The organism is Pontibacter mangrovi, from assembly GCF_006385705.1.
Taxonomy (GTDB): Bacteria; Bacteroidota; Bacteroidia; order Cytophagales; family Hymenobacteraceae; genus Pontibacter; species Pontibacter mangrovi.
This window is the reverse complement of the sequence record NZ_VFRQ01000002.1, coordinates 314,361-334,169: the sequence shown is the minus strand read 5'-3', so window position 1 is coordinate 334,169 and position 19,809 is coordinate 314,361. Positions and strand designations below refer to the sequence as shown.

At 54.6% G+C, this 19,809-nt stretch carries 16 protein-coding genes; 13 read left to right on the top strand and 3 right to left on the bottom strand.

Annotated elements, in window-relative coordinates:
- Positions 1–12: 12 nt before the first annotated feature.
- Both FJM65_RS05045 and porW read right to left on the bottom strand, forming a co-directional pair.
- A complete protein-coding gene (locus FJM65_RS05045; RefSeq protein WP_140620076.1) occupies positions 13–2,328 on the bottom strand; it encodes a penicillin-binding protein 1A in 2,316 nt (771 codons plus the stop codon).
- 4 nt (positions 2,329–2,332) lie between these two features.
- Positions 2,333–5,140 carry a type IX secretion system periplasmic lipoprotein PorW/SprE gene (gene porW, locus FJM65_RS05040; protein ID WP_140620074.1) on the bottom strand — a complete coding sequence of 936 codons (2,808 nt, stop codon included), beginning with the start codon at positions 5,138–5,140 and terminating at the stop codon, positions 2,333–2,335.
- A gap of 280 nt (positions 5,141–5,420) precedes the next feature.
- On the opposite strand from porW, the gene FJM65_RS05035 reads away from it, so the two are divergent.
- The 11 genes from FJM65_RS05035 (at position 5,421) to FJM65_RS04985 (ending at position 14,729) form a co-directional block, all read left to right on the top strand.
- Positions 5,421–5,663: an AtpZ/AtpI family protein gene (locus tag FJM65_RS05035; protein ID WP_140620073.1), complete on the top strand. Its 243-nt coding sequence runs from the start codon at positions 5,421–5,423 to the stop codon at positions 5,661–5,663.
- A gap of 4 nt (positions 5,664–5,667) precedes the next feature.
- The gene (locus FJM65_RS05030) at positions 5,668–6,051 is read left to right on the top strand and encodes a hypothetical protein (protein WP_140620071.1); all 384 of its coding nucleotides are present in this window, start codon (positions 5,668–5,670) and stop codon (positions 6,049–6,051) included.
- A 43-nt stretch (positions 6,052–6,094) separates the two neighbouring features.
- Positions 6,095–7,111: a F0F1 ATP synthase subunit A gene (atpB, locus tag FJM65_RS05025; protein WP_140620069.1), complete on the top strand. Its 1,017-nt coding sequence runs from the start codon at positions 6,095–6,097 to the stop codon at positions 7,109–7,111.
- A gap of 37 nt (positions 7,112–7,148) precedes the next feature.
- Positions 7,149–7,406: an ATP synthase F0 subunit C gene (gene atpE / locus FJM65_RS05020; RefSeq protein WP_025608468.1), complete on the top strand. Its 258-nt coding sequence runs from the start codon at positions 7,149–7,151 to the stop codon at positions 7,404–7,406.
- A gap of 146 nt (positions 7,407–7,552) precedes the next feature.
- Positions 7,553–8,047 (top strand): F0F1 ATP synthase subunit B, encoded by a 495-nt coding sequence (locus FJM65_RS05015; protein ID WP_140620067.1) that lies wholly within the window; start codon positions 7,553–7,555, stop codon positions 8,045–8,047.
- Between the two features lie 50 nt (positions 8,048–8,097).
- Positions 8,098–8,655: an ATP synthase F1 subunit delta gene (gene atpH, locus FJM65_RS05010; RefSeq protein WP_140620065.1), complete on the top strand. Its 558-nt coding sequence runs from the start codon at positions 8,098–8,100 to the stop codon at positions 8,653–8,655.
- Between the two features lie 2 nt (positions 8,656–8,657).
- The gene (atpA, locus tag FJM65_RS05005; protein ID WP_140620063.1) at positions 8,658–10,238 is read left to right on the top strand and encodes a F0F1 ATP synthase subunit alpha; all 1,581 of its coding nucleotides are present in this window, start codon (positions 8,658–8,660) and stop codon (positions 10,236–10,238) included.
- 69 nt (positions 10,239–10,307) lie between these two features.
- Positions 10,308–11,198 (top strand): ATP synthase F1 subunit gamma, encoded by an 891-nt coding sequence (gene atpG, locus FJM65_RS05000; protein ID WP_140620060.1) that lies wholly within the window; start codon positions 10,308–10,310, stop codon positions 11,196–11,198.
- Positions 11,199–11,369: 171 nt separating this feature from the next.
- Entirely contained in the window at positions 11,370–13,079 is a 1,710-nt protein-coding gene (gene pafA, locus FJM65_RS04995; RefSeq protein WP_239022831.1) for an alkaline phosphatase PafA, read from the top strand.
- Between the two features lie 51 nt (positions 13,080–13,130).
- The gene (locus FJM65_RS04990; protein WP_140620540.1) at positions 13,131–13,709 is read left to right on the top strand and encodes an inorganic diphosphatase; all 579 of its coding nucleotides are present in this window, start codon (positions 13,131–13,133) and stop codon (positions 13,707–13,709) included.
- 120 nt (positions 13,710–13,829) lie between these two features.
- Entirely contained in the window at positions 13,830–14,729 is a 900-nt protein-coding gene (locus FJM65_RS04985) for a UbiA prenyltransferase family protein (protein WP_140620058.1), read from the top strand.
- On the opposite strand, the gene FJM65_RS04980 is transcribed toward FJM65_RS04985, so the two are convergent.
- Positions 14,710–16,227, bottom strand: coding sequence for an NAD(P)H-hydrate dehydratase (locus tag FJM65_RS04980; protein ID WP_140620056.1), 1,518 nt, complete (start codon positions 16,225–16,227; stop codon positions 14,710–14,712). The genes FJM65_RS04985 and FJM65_RS04980 overlap by 20 nt on opposite strands.
- A gap of 114 nt (positions 16,228–16,341) precedes the next feature.
- Between FJM65_RS04980 and FJM65_RS04975 the strand changes: the two genes are divergently transcribed.
- Together FJM65_RS04975 and FJM65_RS04970 are read left to right on the top strand one after the other, a co-directional pair.
- Complete coding sequence (locus FJM65_RS04975; protein WP_140620054.1) at positions 16,342–17,235, top strand: phosphatase PAP2 family protein; 894 nt, start codon at positions 16,342–16,344, stop codon at positions 17,233–17,235.
- A 64-nt stretch (positions 17,236–17,299) separates the two neighbouring features.
- The gene (locus FJM65_RS04970; RefSeq protein ID WP_140620052.1) at positions 17,300–19,732 is read left to right on the top strand and encodes a DUF5686 and carboxypeptidase-like regulatory domain-containing protein; all 2,433 of its coding nucleotides are present in this window, start codon (positions 17,300–17,302) and stop codon (positions 19,730–19,732) included.
- The last annotated feature ends 77 nt before the right edge of the window (positions 19,733–19,809 follow it).

Below are 19,809 nucleotides of genomic sequence, written 5' to 3'. Positions count from 1 at the left end.
AGAATGTCGGAATTAGATTTCTGCGTCCAGGTTTATCTCAGATGGCAGGTTGAGGAACTCGTCCTGCTGGGCCGAATCGATCGGCATGCCCTGGTTATACTTTTCACAATCTAATTCTACAGATAAAGGCATAGAAGGTTTAGGGAAAGGCTCCTTAGAGACCTCCAGCGTCTTATCTTTATAAACTTTCTGCATAAATGAGCCATAGATCGGCATCGCCAGCTTGCCACCCTGCCCCAGCGCAATGGTTCTGAAGTGGATGGAGCGATCCTCGCCCCCTACCCAGGCTCCGGCTACCAAATCAGGGGTGATGCCCATGAACCATGCATCGGAGTAGTTTTGGGTAGTGCCGGTTTTGGCGCCAATCTCGTTCTTAAGCCCGTTGCGGAAGCGCAGGCCATAGTAGGCGGTGCCGCCTGGCTCTGCCGCCGCTTTCAGCATGTGCACCATCAGGTAGGCAGTCTCCTCGCTCAGGGCCTCCACTGTTTTCGGCACAAACTCAGCGATCACGTTGCCGTGCTTGTCCTCGATGCGGGTAATGTAAGTAGGCTGCACCCAGGTACCGCCATTCACAAACGTGCCGTAAGCGCCCACCATGTCATAAAGCGTCACGTCGCTGGTGCCAAGCACCAGGGAAGGAGTTTCGTCGAGGGGCGTGCTGATGCCCATGCGGCGGGCGGTTTGGGCTACAGCCGGAGCGCCCAACTTGTTTACAAGGAAGGCCGAGATGGAGTTTACAGACTCCGCCAACGCACGGCGTAAGGTATACTTCTCGCCGCTATACTTGTTATCCGCATTCTGCGGGCACCACATGTTGCCATCCGGCAGCGGAATGCAAGTCTGCGTATCCAGCACCTCGTAGCAAGGGTAATAGCCGTTCTCGATGGCAGTAGTATACAGGAAAGGCTTAAACGTGGAGCCTGGCTGGCGCGAGCCCTGTTTCACGTGGTCATACTTGAAGTGCTTGTAGTTGATGCCCCCCACCCAGGCCTTAATGTGGCCTGTCTGCGGCTCCATGGCCATAAAGCCGGTCTGCAGGAAGTGCTTGTAGTACTTAAGGGAGTCCATCGGGCTCATCTCCACCTCTTTTTCGCCATCCCAGCTGAAGATGGTCATCGGTATTTTTTTGTTGAGGTAGTAGTTGATCGAGTCGGTGTTGTCGCCGAAGCGGGCTTTGAGGCTGCGATAACGGTGGGTGCGCTTGATAGCCTGCTCCGGGAAGCCTTTGATCTCGCGCATGTGCTCATCTACCCACGGGCTGCGGCCTTTCCAATGCTCAAAAAAGGCTTTCTGACGGTCTTTCATGTGCTCAGCCACGGCATCCTCAGCATACTTCTGCATACGCGAGTCGATGGTGGTGAAAACACGAAGGCCATCGGCATAAAGGTCATACCCGTTTTCGCGGCACCAACGCAGCAGGAACTTACTGGCCTCGGTACGGAAGTATGGCGCCAAGCCAATGTTGTGGCTCTCCACGCGGTAGTTGAGGGCAATCTTCTCATCCTTCAGTTTATCGAACTCAGCTTGAGGCAAGTAGCCATACTTTACCATTTGGGCCAGCACCACGTTGCGGCGGCGCTTAGAGTTCTCGGGGTTAAACTTAGGGCTAAAGTTAGTGGGGGCTTTTAAGAGGCCCACCAGCACGGCCGACTCCTGCACTTCCAGTTCCTCGGGCTTTTTATTGAAGAAGGTTTTAGCCGCCACCTTTATGCCAAACGCGTTAGAGCCGAAATCCACGGTGTTCAGGTACATCGTCAGGATCTCACGCTTGGTGTAAGAGCGCTCCAGCTTCACGGCCATGATCCACTCCTTTGTCTTCAGAATGAGCATGCGCAAGCCGGGAATATCGTTCAATAGGCCACTGTTCAGCTCGTCGCTCCGTGTATCGAACAGGTTCTTGGCAACTTGCTGGGTAAGCGTACTGCCGCCACCCTTGCGGTCGCCGGAGACGATGCCTATTGCCACACGCACCATGGACTGCGGGTCGATGCCGGCATGTTCCTCAAAACGAGCGTCTTCGGTGGCCACCAGGGCGTTTATCAGGTTATTCGGGAGTTCCTCATACTCTACAGGGGAGCGGTTTTCCCGGAAGTACTTGCCCAGTAGCTCGTTGTCAGCGGAGAATAACTCAGATGCCAGCTCGCTCTTGGGGTTCTCCAGCGTGCGCAGGTTCGGCATCTCCCCAAACAGGTTAAGGAAGTTTATGCTGACAGCATACAGGTAAAGCACGAAGGCTGCAAAACCGCCAATAAACAGCAGCCATAAGGCTGAGATGATCTTCGGGTAGACGGTTTTTTTGGATGAAACGGTTTTTTGACGCGTAGCCATGTAATTAATAATTGTCTTTGAAAAAGGTCAGATACTCCTCAGCATCCTTCTTCTGTAAAAATTTCCTGTAGTTGGCGGATGAGATAACAAAGGTAATGAAATCTACGCCTCTAATTCTACCTATCGGGGCTTGCGGCGCCTTTTGTTTGATGTTATAGGAAAGCGCCAGTTTAGGGTCCTGAAAAGCCCGGGCCACCAGCATCTTTTTGCCCGCTCCGAAATCGGAGGAGCTCACCGCCAGCTGCTGGTTTCGGTAATAGGTGCTGTTATACTTGTTATACTTCTGCTCCACATCAGCAAAGGCCTTGGCATCCTCCGGGTAAATCAACACAAAATAATAAGCCGAATCTTCCTGCGCCTGATACGCCAGCGTGTCGGTGGCAGGAGCAGCCAACGTATCAGGCGCTGTTTCCTGCACGGTGTCAGGTGCCGGTGCGGCGCTGGCGGCGGGCGCAGGTGCGTCAGGCACAGGCGGTAAAGCAGGCGTTGGCTTGGCTGCTGATGCTGTAGCCCCAGCAATTTCTGTGCTACGATTCGGCGCGGCCGGTGCTTCGGGTGCTTTTTGTTGTTTAGGAGCCGGCGGGGCAGGGGCCTCGGTGCGGAGCTGCTTCTTTTGCTCCAGTTCCTGGTAAGTAGCCAATAGCTGGTCGGCCTGCTGCACCAGCGGGCTTCCCTTGTGCTCTTTCTTAAACCTGTTCAGCTTATCGCGCAGCACCTCCGGCTTCTGGGTGCGTGCGGCTACCATGGCATCCAAAAACATGACCTTGTCCTGTATGTCGTTGAGCGGGTACTGAGCGGTGATGTTGTTAAGCAGCTGCGTGGCCTGCGCATACTCCTGCTCCTCATAATGAACGTAGGCCGAGTCGTACAAAGCGTGTACTTTGCTGTTGTCGGCAGCATTTTTAGCCATAAACCCCTCGTCATCCAGGAGGCGGGCGTAGGTTGTAGCCGGGAACTGCTGCTTGATCTTTTTATAGTATACCTGCTGCCTTTCCTGGTTGCCGGTGCGGCCGTAGAGCAGGTATAAGCTATAGTATGATTCGGCGGCATGCCCCGTAAGCGGGAAACGCTGCAGCAGCTCTTCGTAAGTGGCGATGGCCTGCTCCGGCTCCTGCAGGTTTTGGGCATAGATAACGGCCAGGCGGAACAGGGCCTCCTCTACCATTTTCTCAGACTTTTGAAGGTCGGCGGTGCTTAGCGGCAGGTTTTGCTCATAAGCCTGCAGCTGTGCCTGCATGAGCTCCTCAGGTGTCTGCTCCGCCAGCTGCGTGGTGTCTGCCGCGGGGGCTGCTGCTACAGGGGCAGGCTGGGCACCTGTAGCCTCGCCACGCGCCCGGGTACGCCAGAAGTCCTGGTTAGGGCGGTCGCCCCAGCGGCGGGTAAACTCGGCGCGGGCCGTGGCCATGGCCGAAGGGTTGTCAAAATACCAGACGCCGCCGCTGTTGCCGGTGCCAAATGTCTCGTTGCTGTTGCTGCGCGATGTGCTTCGGCGGCTGGCCTGGGCCTGCTGCAGGGCCTCCTCCTGCTGCTGTGCCAACTGCGCCTGCCGCTCTTCCTCCTCACGCTGCGCCAGCTGCTGCAGAAACGCCATACGCTCCGTCTCCGGCATTTTGGCGATGCGCTGCAGGCTATCTTGGGTTTGGATGGTGGTATACTGCTGTGCAAAGTCGGCCAGCACATTTCTGCGCTCCACTACTGCTTCATATAGGGCTGCCTGCTGCGGGTATACCTGCACGGCGCTGTCGTAGTAGGCGGCGGCCATTTCATACTTGTTTAGCTTCTCAAAGTATATCTCGCCGGCGGCCACGTAGCTATAGGCGTTCTGGTTGGGCAGGGCGCCAGGCGTGCGCAGCGATTGGTTCAGGTACTCGAGCGCCTTCTCATAGTTCTGCTGCCGCAGCTCAAACTGCGCCATCTCATAGTATATCTTGTTGCGGTACTCCTTGTTCTTGTCGTCCTTCAGGAGTTTCTGGTAATAGCCTTCCACGCGCTCTTTATCCTGGCTGCCCGCCAGCTCTGTTACCTGCCCCAGGTTCAGGCGGCTGAAAAAGCCCAGGTCGAAGGGCGGGTTGTTGCGCAGCACTTTGCTGTACTGCTTGTTGGCCTCTTTGTCTTGCCCGGTTAGCTGGTAAAGCTGGCCCAACGTATACCTTACCCGCGACTCATCGTCTTTCTCCTCAAAGTTCGGCAGCGAGAGGGCCAGGTTTTCGATCACTTGCGCCGTGTCGCCCTGCAGGCGGTAGTAGTGCGCGCGCGTCAGGTAGAGTTCCCGGGCATTGTCCTTGTTCAGGCGCTCCTTGCGCAGGTACTCCGACACCTGTTGGGCATTCTCCATCTCGCCCAGCTTTATAAAAGAGCGCATTAGCCACACCAGCGCCTCGTGGCGCTCCGCCTTGCCTTTGCCATTGGCGTTCACATACTTAAAGGTGCGCACGGCCTCGTCAAAATTAAGACTGTAAAAGTTTGCCTGCCCTATCAGCACGTAGCTGTTGTCTACCCACTTGCTGTTCTGGTGATACTGTATCGGAAAAGAGGCCTTCTTCTTGATGTCCTCCAGGTCGGCGGCCAGGGCGTTGGCGGTAGCAGAGTCCAGGGGCGGGAAGATGGGCAGCACCTGGCTGTAGTCGTACACCGTTTGCTGCTGCAATTGCTCCTGCAGCAGGCGCATTTTCTCCTTGGCCAGGAAGTAGCCGTTGTAGCGGGCAGTGGTGTTGTGGTAGGCTTTGCTCAGCGGGTTGTTGCGCTCGGCAGAGCAGCCAGCCAGCAGCATTACAGCGATCACTAGAAATATGTGCAGCGGTTTCTTGTTCAAGGCTATGTGTGCAGCGGGTTTGGGCACTGTAGTATAATAAAGTATAAACGTTGAGGCGCGGGTATAAAGTATGGCAAAATGGCTGATGCGGGCGTTTTGCAGGCTCCAGCTGCGCCGGCCCTGCAGCGACTATCTACAAAAATACAATAATCATCGGATAGTTAAGCAAATAGCTTTTTAGGGCCTGCTATTGAACTATGCAAAAATGTAAATGGTTTCAGGCAGTGCAACCAGTGGCGGAGGGCACGTAAAAAGGAGTATCTTTGTAAAACTAGAATGTATGGAAAAGGCTCCGGAAGATAAAAACACGCCTGAACGGCGCAGGCAGGATAACATCAAGCCCTACGTGAAGTACTCGGGCATGGCGTTCCAGATGATCGGGGCGCTGGTGCTGGCCGCTTTTGCCGGGCAGTGGCTGGATGGGAAGCTGGGCAACGACAAACCCTGGTTTACCATAGCGCTGCTGCTGCTGGCCGTTATCTCCACCATGATTCTAACCATCACCTCCATTAATAAAAAGTAAATACGTGAAGTTCGTCCGAAACCTGGCCATACTTGCCGCCCTACTCTGTATAATAATAGGTGTTCTGCTGCAGTTTACAGGCAATGCGCTGTTGCACAGTTATATCTGGCACATGCTCATCTTCTTTGTCTTCATCACGGGGTTTACGTTTTACCTCACGCAGTTGGGCCACAAAAACGACCCGGAGAACTTCCAGGTGTACTATTTCGCCTCCATGGGCTTTCGGGTGGTGCTGAGCCTGGGGGTGGTGGCGCTGTACGTATGGTTCTACAAAGAGGGCCGTCTGCAGTTCGTTTTCAACTTCTTTGCGTTATATTTCCTGTTTACCGGGTTTGAAATTTACAGTTTGTTGGCTAACTTGCGCCCGCATTTGAGAAGGCAGGATTAACGGTAGGTTCTGTCTGATAAATTTTGCTCCTAAATCATTCTTAATGAAGAGGTTATTCGTTCTATTGTTTTCTTTCCTTACGCTAACTGCTTTTGCTGAGGCGCCAGAGGAAGGCGGTGAGTTTCAGCCGGGGGATATGATCACGCACCATATTGCGGATGATTATACCTGGCACTTTGCAGACGGTGCTGTGGTGTACCTGCCTGTGATACTGGTAGACAATGGTGAGTTTAAGGTCTTCTCTTCTCACAATTTCTACAACGAACACCATGAGACGGTGGCATACGATGGGTATGCGCTGGAGCATGGGCATATTGTAAAAGTTAACGAGGCTGGCGAGCCGCTGGAGGATCATGCAGGCCTGTATGACTTCTCTATTACTAAGAACGTGGCCTCCATGTTTGTTAGCGTGGCGCTGCTGCTAGGTATTTTCTTTGTGATCGCCGGCCGCTACAAAAGAAACCCTAAGGCTGCCCCGCGTGGCATCCAGTCCTTCTTTGAGCCCATCATCATCTTTATCCGCGACGAGATTGCCAAGGCGAACATCGGCCCGAAGTATGAGCGCTACATGCCATACCTGCTCACAGTGTTCTTCTTTATCTGGTTTAACAACCTGCTGGGCCTGATGCCAGGTGGCGCCAACCTGACGGGTAACATCGCGGTAACGCTGGTATTGGCGGCTATTACCCTTCTAATCACAGTGTTCAGCGGTAACAAGAGCTACTGGAAGCACATCTTCGCGACGCCAGGCGTTCCGACATGGCTGGCGCCGATCATGATCCCGGTGGAACTGATCGGTATCCTGACAAAGCCATTCTCGCTGATGGTTCGACTTTTTGCCAACATCACGGCCGGTCACATCATCATCCTGTCGCTGTTTAGCTTGATCTTTATCTTTAGAAGTGTGGCCGTTGGCCCGCTGAGCGTGGCGTTCGCCACCTTTATGAACTTCCTGGAGCTGTTCGTGGCCCTGCTGCAGGCGTACATCTTCACGCTGTTGTCGGCCATGTACTTTGGCGGCGCCGTTGAGGAGCATGACCATGCGGAGGATCACCATTAATCTGAATTTTATTTTTTAACTATATATTTCTATAACTATGTTGTTAGCAATTCTGCTTCAAGCTGTTTCTGAAGGCGCTGGTCTTGGTATCATGGGTGCCGGTATCGGTGCAGGTCTGGTTGCCCTTGGCGCTGGTCTTGGTATCGGTCGTATCGGTGGTTCCGCTATGGAGTCTATTGCTCGTCAGCCAGAGGCTGGTGGCAAAATCCAAACTGCCATGATCATCTCTTCTGCACTGATCGAGGGTGTAACCCTGTTTGGTGTGGTAGTGTGTCTTCTGATCGCTATTGCTTAATTACTTTTAGAGTAACAAGCTAACATTACCTGATCTCACGTCTGGGCGCATGGCCCAGACGATGAGGTCAAATGCATAGTTCTGATATAGTTAAAAGCGGCCAAAGCGGCTGTTTAAAAAGAACCTAATATTCAACCTTCATAAAAATGGATTTAGTAACCCCTGGTTTTGGTTTGATTTTCTGGCAGCTGGTAACGTTCCTGATCGTTCTGTTCCTGCTGGGTAAGTTTGCCTGGAAGCCGATTATGAACGCTCTGAACGAGCGTGAGGCTTCTATAGAGAATGCCCTGAGTGCGGCTGAGAAGGCGAAACTGGAGATGCAGGCGCTGAAAGCTGACAATGAAAAGCTGCTGGCAGAGGCTCGTATGGAGCGCGACAAAATTCTGAAGGAGGCTACCGAGGCTGCTAACAGCATTGTGGAGACTTCTAAGCAGAAGGCGAACGAGGAAGGAGCCCGCATGATTGAGCAGGCTCGTGAGGCGATCGAGAATGAGAAGCGCGCCGCCATTACGGAGGTAAAAAACATGGCTGCCACGCTTTCCCTGGAAATCGCAGAGCAGATCCTGAAAAGAGAACTGAGCGACAAAACTGCACAGCAGGCGCTGGCGCAGGAGTATATCAGAGAAGTATCGCTTTCCTAACAAAGATAAACGCAGGCTGCCCGTGCAGCCAGACGCAATAAAAAAGCACTATGTCAGATATTAGAGTTGCTTCCAGGTATGCGAAGTCGCTGATTGAGCTGGCGGCAGAGAAGAACGTGCTGGAGCAGGTGCATGCAGACATGCAGCTGTTCTCGCAAGTGGTTTCTCAAAGCCGTGACTTCAAGCTGCTGCTGCACAACCCCATCGTAAAGTCAGACAAGAAGCTGGCTGTGATAAACGCAGTGTTTAAAGGCAAGGTGCAGGAGATGACGCTGGCCTTCTTTAACCTGGTTGCCCGCAAAAACCGGGAAGCTATACTTGAGGGAGTTGCCACTTCTTTTCAGGAGCAGTACCGCACCCTGCAAGGCATCCAAACAGCAGAAGTGGTTTCTGCCGTGCCGCTTACACCAGCCCTTCGCGATGAACTGGGACAGAAGCTGGTAGCGCAAACTGGCAAACGCATAGAACTGGTAGAACGTGTAGACCCGGCCTTGATAGGCGGATTTGTGCTGCGCGTTGGTGACAAGCAGATTGACAGCTCTGTGAAGAACAGTCTTCGCAAGCTGAAAAACCAATTTAAAGAAAACCCATATATTAATAAACTATAATCATGGCAGAAGTAAGACCTGACGAAGTATCAGCCATATTAAGAGAACAGCTGTCTAACTTCCGTACCGAAGCGGAATTGGAAGAAGTAGGCACTGTGCTGCAAGTGGGTGACGGTGTCGCTCGTATCTATGGCCTTTCCAAGGCTCAGTCTGGTGAGCTTTTAGAGTTTGAGAATGGCCTGCAGGCGCTTGTTCTGAACTTGGAAGAGGACAACGTAGGTGCCGTATTGCTCGGCGACTACAGCGAGATCAAAGAGGGCGCCACTGTAAAAAGAACAGACCGTATTGCCTCTATTAAAGTAGGCGACGGTATTGTTGGCCGCGTGGTGAACACACTGGGCCAGCCAATCGACGGCAAAGGCCCTATCGCTGGTGAGATGTACGAGATGCCGCTGGAGCGTAAGGCGCCAGGCGTTATCTACCGCCAGCCGGTAAACGAGCCGATGCAAACTGGTATCAAGGCGATCGACTCCATGATTCCGATCGGCCGTGGCCAGCGTGAGCTGATCATCGGTGACCGCCAGACTGGTAAGACGGCGGTTGCAATCGATACTATCCTAAACCAGCGCGAGTTCTACGACAGAGGAGAGCCTGTTTTCTGTATCTACGTAGCTGTTGGACAGAAAGCCTCTACTGTAGCCCAGGTAGTTAAGGCCCTGCAAGAGGGTGGCGCTATGGACTACACAGTGGTTGTATCCGCTTCTGCCGCTGACCCTGCGCCAATGCAGTTCTTCGCGCCATTTACAGGTGCTGCCATCGGTGAGTTCTTCCGTGACACTGGCCGCCCTGCACTGGTAGTTTATGACGACCTTTCGAAGCAAGCCGTGGCTTACCGTGAGGTATCCCTGCTGCTGCGTCGTCCGCCAGGACGTGAGGCTTACCCAGGTGACGTATTCTACCTGCACTCTCGCTTACTGGAGCGTGCCGCTAAGATCAACGCGTCGGATGAGATCGCTCAGAACATGAACGACTTGCCGGAGTCTATCAAGCATCTGGTGAAAGGTGGCGGTTCTTTGACTGCCCTACCGATCATCGAGACGCAGGCTGGTGACGTTTCCGCTTATATCCCGACAAACGTGATCTCTATCACGGACGGTCAGATCTTCCTGGAGACAAACCTGTTTAACGCGGGTGTTCGTCCGGCGATCAACGTGGGTATTTCGGTATCACGAGTGGGTGGTTCTGCCCAGATCAAGTCGATGAAGAAAGTAGCGGGTACCCTGAAGCTGGACCAGGCACAGTTCCGTGAACTGGAGGCTTTCGCTAAGTTCGGTTCCGACCTGGATGCCGCTACCAAGCTGACTATTGAGCGTGGCCGTCGTAACCTGGAGATCCTGAAGCAGGCGCAGTTCTCGCCGGTGCCGGTAGAGGAGCAGGTGGCTACCATCTATGCCGCTACAAACGGTCTGCTGGACAATGTGCCGGTAACAGAAGTTAGAAACTTCGAGAAAGACTTCCTGCGTAACATGCGCGCGCAGCATGCTGATGCCCTAAACGCACTGAGAGCTGGTAAGCTGGACGATGCAACAACAGCCGTTATCAAGCAGGTAGCGAAGGAGACTTCAGCGAAGTACAACAAATAATCTTAAAGTAACAGAACCAGGGTTAAGGCCACCAGTCTTAGCCCTGGTTTTTGCTCATAGAGAGAATATATGGCAAGTTTAAAAGAGGTTAGAAGCCGCATTACATCTGTTTCGTCTACCCAGCAGATCACCAAGGCCATGAAAATGGTTTCGGCTGCGAAACTGAGAAGAGCACAGGATAACATCCTGCGCATGCGGCCTTATGCGCAGCGCCTGAGCGGCATCCTGACAAATCTGTCGTCTATGGCAGAGGGTGCAGTGTCGAATCCGTACACGGAGAAGCGCGAGGTGAATAAAGTGCTGATCATTGCCGTAACCTCTGACCGTGGTCTGGCTGGTGCCTTCAACTCCAACATCATCAAAGGGGTGTCGGCGCTGATTGCTGAGAAGTATAAAAGCCAGTATGAGGCAGGCAACCTGACCATCCTGACCATCGGCCGAAAAGGGTATGACGCCTTCCGCAAGCGAGGCTACAACGTGATCGGAGACTACAGCAATACCTTCGCAAACCTTTCCTTTGATACGGTGCGTGTAGCCGCAGAGCATGCCATGGCGGGGTTTGTTGCCGGAGAGTTCGACCAGGTGGATCTTGTTTACAACGAGTTCAAAAACGTTGCAACACAGATCGTGCGCCAGGAGAAGTTCCTGCCAATCGAGGAGAAGTTGCCAGAAGAGGCCGATAACGAAATGGCGTTGATCGACTATACTTTTGAGCCTTCCAAAGAGGAGATCATTGAGGAGCTGATCCCTAAATCACTTAAGATACAGGTGTACAAAGCTGTGTTGGAGTCTAATGCCTCAGAGCACGGTGCTCGTATGACGGCCATGGACAAGGCCACAGAAAACGCTGGCGAGCTTCTAAAACAGCTGAAGCTAACCTACAACAGAACAAGGCAGGCTGCCATTACCAAAGAAATCCTCGAGATTGTGGGTGGTGCAGAGGCCTTGGCTGCAAAATAAGCAGGAGCATAAGAAAACAGTTGCAGCGCCCACCAACAAAAGTGGGCGCTGTTCATTTAGGGGCAGCTGCGTTAAGTATATGTTAATTAATGTATAAACTCACATTAGTGGTTGGAATACGGGAATATTAGGAGCATGTGGTTTATATTTGCAGGAACCGATCTATAGTATATGAGACACAAGACATTACTAAAGCGCCTGGTACAGGCAAATGCTGTAGCTGCAAGTATGCTGCTGCTTAGCGCCTGCGCCAGCACGGCACCCTCTGCCCCCCCTGTAAATGCCGCACCTGCCGCACAAAACGCAAAGCCAATCATGCAGCGCCCCAAACTGGTGGTGGGCATCGTGGTGGACCAAATGCGGTATGATTATTTGTACCGCTACTGGAGCAAGTATGGCAACGATGGCTTTAAGAAGCTTTTGACGCAGGGGTTTAACTTTAAGAACACCCAATACAGCTACGTGCCAACCTATACAGGTCCGGGCCACGCTTCCATCTACACAGGTAGCGTGCCGGCGCTAAACGGCATCATCGGGAACAACTGGTATGAACGTGGGCAGAAGGGAACGGTTTACTGCGTAGAAGATAAGACAGTGCAGACGGTGGGCAGTAGCTCCAATGCAGGAGAAATGTCGCCGGCGAACCTGAAGACCACTACCATTACAGATGAGCTGCGCCTGGCAACAAACAAAGAGGCCAAGGTGGTAGGAGTTGCCCTGAAGGACCGCGGATCTATACTTCCGGCTGGCCACTTAGCTAATGGCGCCTATTGGTTCGACTCAAAAAGCGGCAACTGGATTACGAGCACGTACTATACCCAGGAGCTGCCACAGTGGGTACAGGCCTTTAACAGTAAAAAGCTGGCGAATGAATACCTGAGCCAGCCATGGGAAACACTGCTTCCGATAGAACAGTATACCGAAAGCACCGCCGATGACATGCCATGGGAGCGGCCGCTGTCGGGAGAGAAGAAGCCAGTGTTCCCGCATGACTTGCCAGCTTTGCGAGGTGATAGCTACGACCTGATCCGCTCAGTGCCGGCAGGAAATACCATCACGAAGGACTTTGCCCTGGCTGCCCTGCGCGGCGAGGAGCTGGGTAAAGATGAGGTAACGGACTTCTTAACGGTCAGCTTTTCTTCTACAGACTACGTAGGACACTCTTTTGGCCCGAATTCTATTGAGGCGGAGGATATCTTCCTGCGCCTGGACAAGGAGATGGCCGAGCTGATCAGCACGATAGAAAATGAGGTAGGAAAAGGCGAAGTGCTCTTTTTCCTTACCGCCGACCACGGCGCCGCACATGTGCCTGCCTTTTTGAAGGGCCAAAAAGTGCCGGCTGGCGTAACATCTCCGAACAAGATACGCGACTCTGTGGATGCTTACCTGGATAAAACCTACGGCAAAGCAGACTGGGTAGAGCGCTTTATCAACCAGCACCTGTACCTGAACCACCAGGTAATGCAAAGCAAGAAGCTGGAGACAGCAGAAGTGCAGCAGCGTGTGGCCAATTACGTGCTCCGTTTCGACGGGGTGATGCGTGCCGTGCCAGCTACTGTGCTGCAAAGCAGCAACTGGGGAAGGGGCATGATGGCCCGCGTGGAGAATGGCTACAATACCAGGCGCTCCGGAGACGTGGTGCTGTTGCTGGAGCCAGGATGGCTGGAGGGGTATGGCAAGGAGCCGAAAGGCACAAGCCACGGGTCCTACTCGAACTATGATACCCACGTGCCGCTGGTTTGGTACGGCTGGAACGTGCCACACGGCGAAAGCGGTGCAGAGGCAGAAATAACAGATATTGCCGCCACCATCGCTTCCTGGCTTTATATACAGGAGCCAAACGGATGCGTGGGCAAACCATTGCAAGAATACATGAAATAAACCATAGCGCCTGAAGAAGAGGAATTATTGACGGCGCGCTTTAAACTAATGATGAATATGGAGAACACAGAGGACAAGAACAATCCATGGCATAGTGTGAGCTACGGCGAAATGGCGCCAGAAGTAGTAACAGCTATCATTGAAATACCGAAAGGATCGAAGGCGAAATACGAGTTGGATAAGGATAGCGGCATGCTGAAGCTGGACCGTGTACTGTTCTCGTCGGTTAACTACCCGGCTAACTACGGCTTTATCCCGCAAACTTACTGCGACGACAAAGACCCGCTGGATATACTGGTGATCTGCTCGATAGACGTGCAGCCAATGTGCCTGATAGACGCAAAGGTGATCGGCGTGATGCAGATGATCGACAACAACGAGGAAGACGACAAGATCATTGCCGTGGCTTACAACGACATGTCCGTGCGCCACATAAACGACATATCGGAGCTGCCGCCGCATACCCTGCTGGAGATGCGCCGCTTCTTTGAGGACTACAAAAAGCTGGAAAACAAAGAAGTGGTGGTAGAGCAGTTCCTGGGGCGCGAGCATGCCTACAAGATCATTCAGGACAGCATTGAGCTTTACAACACCACATTTGGTGAGCCAAAAAGGGAGAAAGCCCTTTAAGCAATTACTTTTCCTGTTAAAGCCTGGCGTAGGAACACCTGCGTCGGGCTTTATGCTTTTAAACAGGCCAGGTTGCCGCGTTTGATTGGCGACTAAATTGTTGCGTACTTGCATAAAAGTATGGAAGCGAAGAGACACACAGGCGGAATGGCGACAGTGGCAGTGCCGAGGCGGGCACTGGAGGCACTGTTGTATAGCAGCGTGTTTATCTCTGGCTGCGGCTTTGCGCTTACCATAGAAACGTATCAGCTGGCGAGACTGCCGGTGTCGTGGAGCATGGCCGTGTTCGTGTTTCTGGCAACGCTGTTTACCTACAACCTGAGCAGTGTGCAGAGCATGCTGCGCCGCCCCCGCCAAACTATAAATCCGCATGACCCCTCTTGGAGCCAGCGGCACAAAAGGGAGCTGGCGGGCATAGGCCTGTTGAGCCTGATCGGGGCAGTGACTTTATACTTCTGGGCAGGGTTCGAAATAAACTGGTGGTTTCTGCTGCACCTGGCCGTTATATCGGTAGGGTACACGGTGCCGGTGCTGTACAAGCGGCAGCGCGTGAAGCCGCTGCGCAGCGTGCCGCTCCTAAAGGTATTCCTGATTGCCTATGTATGGGCAGTGGTTACGGCGATGTTTCCGTTGCTGGATGCAGGCATGGAAGTATGGCAACAGGAAGCGCTCATGCTCTTTCTGCGGCGCTTTCTGTTTATACTTGCCCTGGCCCTTCTCTTCGACATCCGGGACCATGTATACGACCAACACACCAACACCCTTACCTTTCCGGGGTGGATGGGGGTGCGCCGTACCAAGCTGGTGTCGCTGGGGCTGCTGGTGCTGTATGCGCTGGTGCTTTTGAGCCAGGAAAAGGGGCTTATACTTTGGGCGCTGCTGGCTAGCACGCTCGTAGCGACGCTGATCGTCAGTATGTCTTCGGCAGAGCGGCCACGCATCTACTTTGCCATACTTGCCGACGGCGCCATGCTGCTGCACGCAGGCCTGGTGATCATGGCTACGGCATGGGCTGGGTAAGGTGCAGAAAAGCCCTGGGCAGGTGATCAATTACGTCAGAGGCTGTCATGGCAATTTCCCCAACAGTTTGCAGCGCCAGGTCGGCGGCAAGTCCGTGCACATACACTCCTAAACGGCAAGCCTCCTCCAGCGTGTACTGCTGCCCCACCAGCGCCGTTATTATTCCCGTCAGCACATCGCCGGTGCCGCCGGTAGCCATGCCCGGGTTACCTGTCGTGTTAAAGTATACTTTTCCCTCGGGCGTACCAATGGCCGTATGGCTGCCTTTCAGGGCGACATAGCACTTATACTCCATGCAGAACTCGCGCAGGTGCTGCAGGCGGTCGTAGTCGTTTTTCACCTTCCCTACCAGCCGCTCAAACTCTTTGGGGTGTGGCGTAAAGATGAGCTTCTTCTTATACAGCTGCGCTTTCAGTTTCTCGCTGGCAGCGATGAGGTTGATGGCGTCGGCGTCTATTACCAAAGGATGGGAGGAGGTAGCCAGCAGCTGCCCGATAGCGGTTTTCGTAACGCGCTCGGTGCCAATGCCCGGGCCCACCCCGATCACATCATACTTCTCCACCCCCTGCGGCAGCTCCGAGAGGTGCCTGCGGTTTTTATCGGTCAGGGTCATGGCCTCCGGAACGGCTGTCTGAAGTATGGAATAGCCGGCCTGCGGCACCTGCACCGTGAGCAGGCCAACCCCGCTGCGCAGGCAAGCGCGTGCAGCAAGCACGGCAGCCCCCATTTTACCGTAGCCACCGCAAAGCAAGAGCGCGTGGCCATACATGCCTTTGTGCGAGAACTTCCGGCGGGGCTTGAGCAGCTGCTGAATATCCTCCTGGGTGGTGCAGAAGAAATTAGTTGGCGCCCCAAGTATAAACTCTTCACTCAGGCCAATGGGCACCACATGCCACTCACCCACAAACTGCTCGTGCTGCGGCAGCAGAAAAGCCAGCTTGGGTAGCTCGAAAGTGGCTGTGCAATGTGCCCGGATAATAGCGCCCTCCTCAGGTGTCTGGCTGTCCGTGTACAGCCCGGAGGGGATGTCGACGGAGGCAATGGTGGCGCCGCTGCTGTTCAGGCTGTTGATTACCTGTGCATACAGCCCCGTTACCGGGCGGTTTAGCCCTGTGCCGAAGAGGGCGTCTACAATAAAAGCGCTTTTAGAAAGTGCGGGGATGGCGGCGGCGTCCTGCACACGGATTGGCTGCAGCTCCTGCGGCAGGCGCTTAAGGTTGGCATTAAAATCATCGGAGGCCTTGGAGAGATCTCCTACCAGGTATGGCTGTACCCGGTGGCCCCGCTCGTGCAGCAGCCGCGACACGGCCAGGCCGTCTCCGCCGTTGTTGCCGGGGCCGCAGAACACATGCACTTCCGTGCCAGACTGAAACTTATTCTCGAACCAGCCGGTAAAGGCTTTCGCGGCTCGCTCCATTAGGTCGGTAGAGCTAATGCCTTCTTCCTGTATGGTACAGGCATCGGCTTGGCGCGTCTGGGCAGCAGAAAGGATTTTCATGTGTTGCAGGTGTATCGTATGCCTACATATACTGCGTAGGGGGCGTTCGGTTGCAGCGCGAAATTTATGAAAGTCGGCACTAAAAGTATAGCACAAAAGTTATAGCTTGAAATTATGACAGTCCAAATCTCAGCATACTTGAAACAACTACGTTTGATTGCTTGCCTGCTATGGATAACGGCAGGAGCAGGCCCCGCGCTGGCACAGGCGCAGCAGCCGGAAGACCTATTGCCGGCTAAGGCAGATAGTCAGCTGCCGTCAGTTTTATCAGACTCGCTTAATAGCTATTATATTTCAGCCCAGGGCGATACGGTATATCCGGGCCAGAAGCACCCGTTCACGGAGGCGCAGCTGCGCGAGGGCGAGAACAAGCGTTACCTGAAGCGCGCGGTGCTTCCGGCCGCAGCCCTGATTGGCGCAGGAATTTACACGATACAGGGCAACGGCGTTTTCAGCAGCTTCGATGCCCGCGACGCCCGCGACCAGCATGCCCCGGAGTTCAGCACCAAGGTAGATGATTACATTTTCTTTCTGCCGGCGGCGTACCTGTACGGCTTTAACGCCTTCTCCTCCCAAAACCGCCACGACATCCGCCGCCAGACAGGGCTGCTGTTAGCGTCCGGTGCCCTGACGTCGGCGCTGGTGTGGCCAACCAAGAAACTCACCAACATTGATAGGCCAAACGGCGAGCCGACGGCTTTCCCCTCCGGCCACACGGCCTATGCCTTTACCATTGCCACGGTGGTAGATAAGGAGTTCCGGCACAAGAGCCCTTGGGTAAGTGTGGGCAGCTACACCATTGCCAGCGCCACCGGCGTGATGCGCGTACTCAACAACGAGCACTGGATGGCTGACGTGCTGGCCGGGGCCGGTGTAGGGATCATCTCGGTGAACACGGTGTACTGGCTGCACGACAAGTTTGCCAAGAACAAGGGCCTGAATACCATGCTGGTGCCCACCGTGCTGCCAAACGGGAGCCCGGGCATGGGCCTAAGCGTAACCTTTTAAGCCATACCTTACGAAGAGCGGAAGGCGCTGCAGGAGTAGCGCCTTTTCTTTTTATCTTTACCGGATGCCATACTTTCGCCACCTCCTACTTTTATACTTTTGCCTGCTAACCGGAACCGTGCTCGCACAGGTGCGGCAGGTGCAGGGCGTGGTGCGCGATGCAGCCACCGGCGAGCGCCTGCCTTTTGTAAGCATTGTGGTAAACGAGGGCGAGACCGGCACCACCACCAACCTGGAGGGAGAGTATCGCCTGCGCCACCGGCAGCCCATCCGTAGCCTGCGCTTCAGTTACGTGGGCTATCAGCCAAGTATAGTTTACCCGGATTCCGTGGAAAGTATAAACGTGCAGCTGCAGCCCACGGCGGCGCGGCTGCAAGAGGTGGTGGTATTGGGTACCGGTGAGAACCCGGCGCACCGCATCATCCGGCTGGCCACGCAGAACCGCGAGCGGCACCGCCTGCAGAACCTGGAGAGCTACACCTACCGCACCTACAACAAATTTATACTTTCCGCCACCGATGTGGGGGAGCAGGAGCTGCGCGACACGCTGCAGCTCTCCAAACGCGACTCGGCCTACTTAAAGATGCGCAAGCTGCTGGGCCAGCAGCACCTGTTCCTACTGGAGAGCGTGACGGACTATGCTTTTCTGCAGCCTAATCATACCAAAGAAACGATCCTGGCCACGCGCGTGTCGGGCCTGCAGCAGCCGAGCTTTGGCGTGGTGGCCGCCGAGGCCCGTGAGTTCTCGGTGTACGACGACCTGCCGGTATTCTTCGGGAAGCGCTACCTGAGCCCCATCAGCCCGAGCAGTACCCGCAAGTATAACTTTGTGCTGCAGGAGACGGTGGTGCAGGGGCAGGACAGCATTTTTGTCATTTCGTTTGAGCCGGAGCAGGGCAAGAACTTTGAGGGGCTGAAAGGATTGCTCTACATCAACAGCAGCGGCTGGGCGGTGCAGAACGTGTTGGCCGGCTCGGCTGGCGACGACAAGCGCAACATACAGCTGCAGCAGCGCTACGAGCGGGTGGGGGCGCAGCAGCAGTGGTTCCCCACGGAGCTGGACGTGGAACTCACCATCCCGCAGCTCAACCTGAACGGGCACCAGCCTTACGCGCACATGCGCACCTACATCACCAACATCAACCTAACCCCCAGCCTGCGCCGCTCTGACTTTGGCGTGGTGGCCCTGCAGCAGCAGCCAAACGCCAACCGCCGGCCCGACAGTTTCTTCCAGGTCTACCGTCCTGACTCGCTCACGCAGCTGGAGCAGCTTACCTATGAGCGCCTCGACAGCGTGGGCCGCGCCCAAAAGCTCGATCGCACCATCCGCACCCTGGAGTACCTGATGAGCAAGCAGGTTCCGATTGGCCCAATTAGCCTGGACCTGAAGCGCCTGTTCCGCGTGAGTGCTTTTGAAGGCCTGCGGCTGGGGATGGGCGCACACACGAATGACCTGTTTTCGGAGCGGTACAAAGTGGGCGGCTACTGGGGCTATGGTTTCAAGGATGAGGAGGCCAAGTATGGTGCCGATGCCTCGGTTATACTTTACCAGCCGCTGGAGCTACAGCTAAAGGCTGTATACTTTGAGGACGTGCTGGAAACCGGCGGACGCAGGCAGGCTTTTGAGGAGAGCCACGGCTTGCTGGGCAGCCTGCGGCGGGCCTTGCTCACGGACATGGATTATACCACGCACCAAAGTATAGCGCTGCAGGGGCGCGTGCTGCGCTACCTGCAGGCAAACGCGCAGCTGCGGCAGGAGGAGCGGCGGCCAACGCTGCTGCAGCCAACGCTGCTGCAGCCGGAGGGGCAGCCGCTGCCGGCCTTTAACCTGGCGGAGGCGGTGCTAAGCCTGCGCTATGCCCCCGGCGAGCAGTACATGCAGCAGTTCAACCGCCTGGTGCCGATGACGGATGAAGACCGGCCGGTGCTGTGGCTGCAGTATACCCGCGGGCTGGATGGTGTTTTGGACGGCGACTACGGCTATAACAAGTATGACCTGCGGCTGAAGGCCCTGCTGCGGCACCGCACCTTCGGCGAGAGCAGTTTTATACTTGCAGGCGGCCTGGTGGAGGGCAACGCCCCGCTCGTAACGCGCTACAACGGCTACGGCAGCAACAACCCCGATTATAAACTCTACACCGGCGAGGGCTTTGAGACGATGTATCCCTACGAGTTCTTCTCCGACAGGTATGCCGCGCTGTTCTTCTCCCAGAACTTCGGAAAGCGCCTGCTCAACACCCGCTTCTTCGCCCCTGACCTGGTGGCGGTCACGAACGTTGGCGTTGGAGGTATGGAGGAGCCGCTGCAGGAGCAGTATGCTGTTGCTTTCAGAAGTATGCGCAAGGGCTTCTTTGAATCTGGCTTGATGCTGAACAACATCATCAGCTCTCCGTTTAGTGGCGTGGGGGTAGGGGCCTTTTACCGGTATGGGCCATACTCACTGGCAAACAAAGGCGACAACCTGCGCATCAAGCTTACGGCTAGCCTGTTGTTTTAAGGTACTAAAGTGTATTTATTTTGCTAAATACTTAATGATTTAGTGCAGTAAGTATAAATTTAGTCAGGAAGTAGCGT

Excerpts from the sequence above, each read along its gene's own strand:
- FJM65_RS05045 (WP_140620076.1), bottom strand. The coding sequence starts at position 2,328 with ATGGCTACGCGTCAAAAAACCGTTTCATCCAAAAAAACCGTCTACCCG.
- FJM65_RS05035 (WP_140620073.1), top strand. The coding sequence starts at position 5,421 with ATGGAAAAGGCTCCGGAAGATAAAAACACGCCTGAACGGCGCAGGCAG.
- atpB (WP_140620069.1), top strand. The coding sequence starts at position 6,095 with ATGAAGAGGTTATTCGTTCTATTGTTTTCTTTCCTTACGCTAACTGCT.
- atpE (WP_025608468.1), top strand. The coding sequence starts at position 7,149 with ATGTTGTTAGCAATTCTGCTTCAAGCTGTTTCTGAAGGCGCTGGTCTT.
- FJM65_RS05015 (WP_140620067.1), top strand. The coding sequence starts at position 7,553 with ATGGATTTAGTAACCCCTGGTTTTGGTTTGATTTTCTGGCAGCTGGTA.
- atpH (WP_140620065.1), top strand. The coding sequence starts at position 8,098 with ATGTCAGATATTAGAGTTGCTTCCAGGTATGCGAAGTCGCTGATTGAG.
- atpA (WP_140620063.1), top strand. The coding sequence starts at position 8,658 with ATGGCAGAAGTAAGACCTGACGAAGTATCAGCCATATTAAGAGAACAG.
- atpG (WP_140620060.1), top strand. The coding sequence starts at position 10,308 with ATGGCAAGTTTAAAAGAGGTTAGAAGCCGCATTACATCTGTTTCGTCT.
- pafA (WP_239022831.1), top strand. The coding sequence starts at position 11,370 with ATGAGACACAAGACATTACTAAAGCGCCTGGTACAGGCAAATGCTGTA.
- FJM65_RS04990 (WP_140620540.1), top strand. The coding sequence starts at position 13,131 with ATGAATATGGAGAACACAGAGGACAAGAACAATCCATGGCATAGTGTG.
- FJM65_RS04985 (WP_140620058.1), top strand. The coding sequence starts at position 13,830 with ATGGAAGCGAAGAGACACACAGGCGGAATGGCGACAGTGGCAGTGCCG.
- FJM65_RS04980 (WP_140620056.1), bottom strand. The coding sequence starts at position 16,227 with ATGAAAATCCTTTCTGCTGCCCAGACGCGCCAAGCCGATGCCTGTACC.
- FJM65_RS04975 (WP_140620054.1), top strand. The coding sequence starts at position 16,342 with ATGACAGTCCAAATCTCAGCATACTTGAAACAACTACGTTTGATTGCT.
- FJM65_RS04970 (WP_140620052.1), top strand. The coding sequence starts at position 17,300 with ATGCCATACTTTCGCCACCTCCTACTTTTATACTTTTGCCTGCTAACC.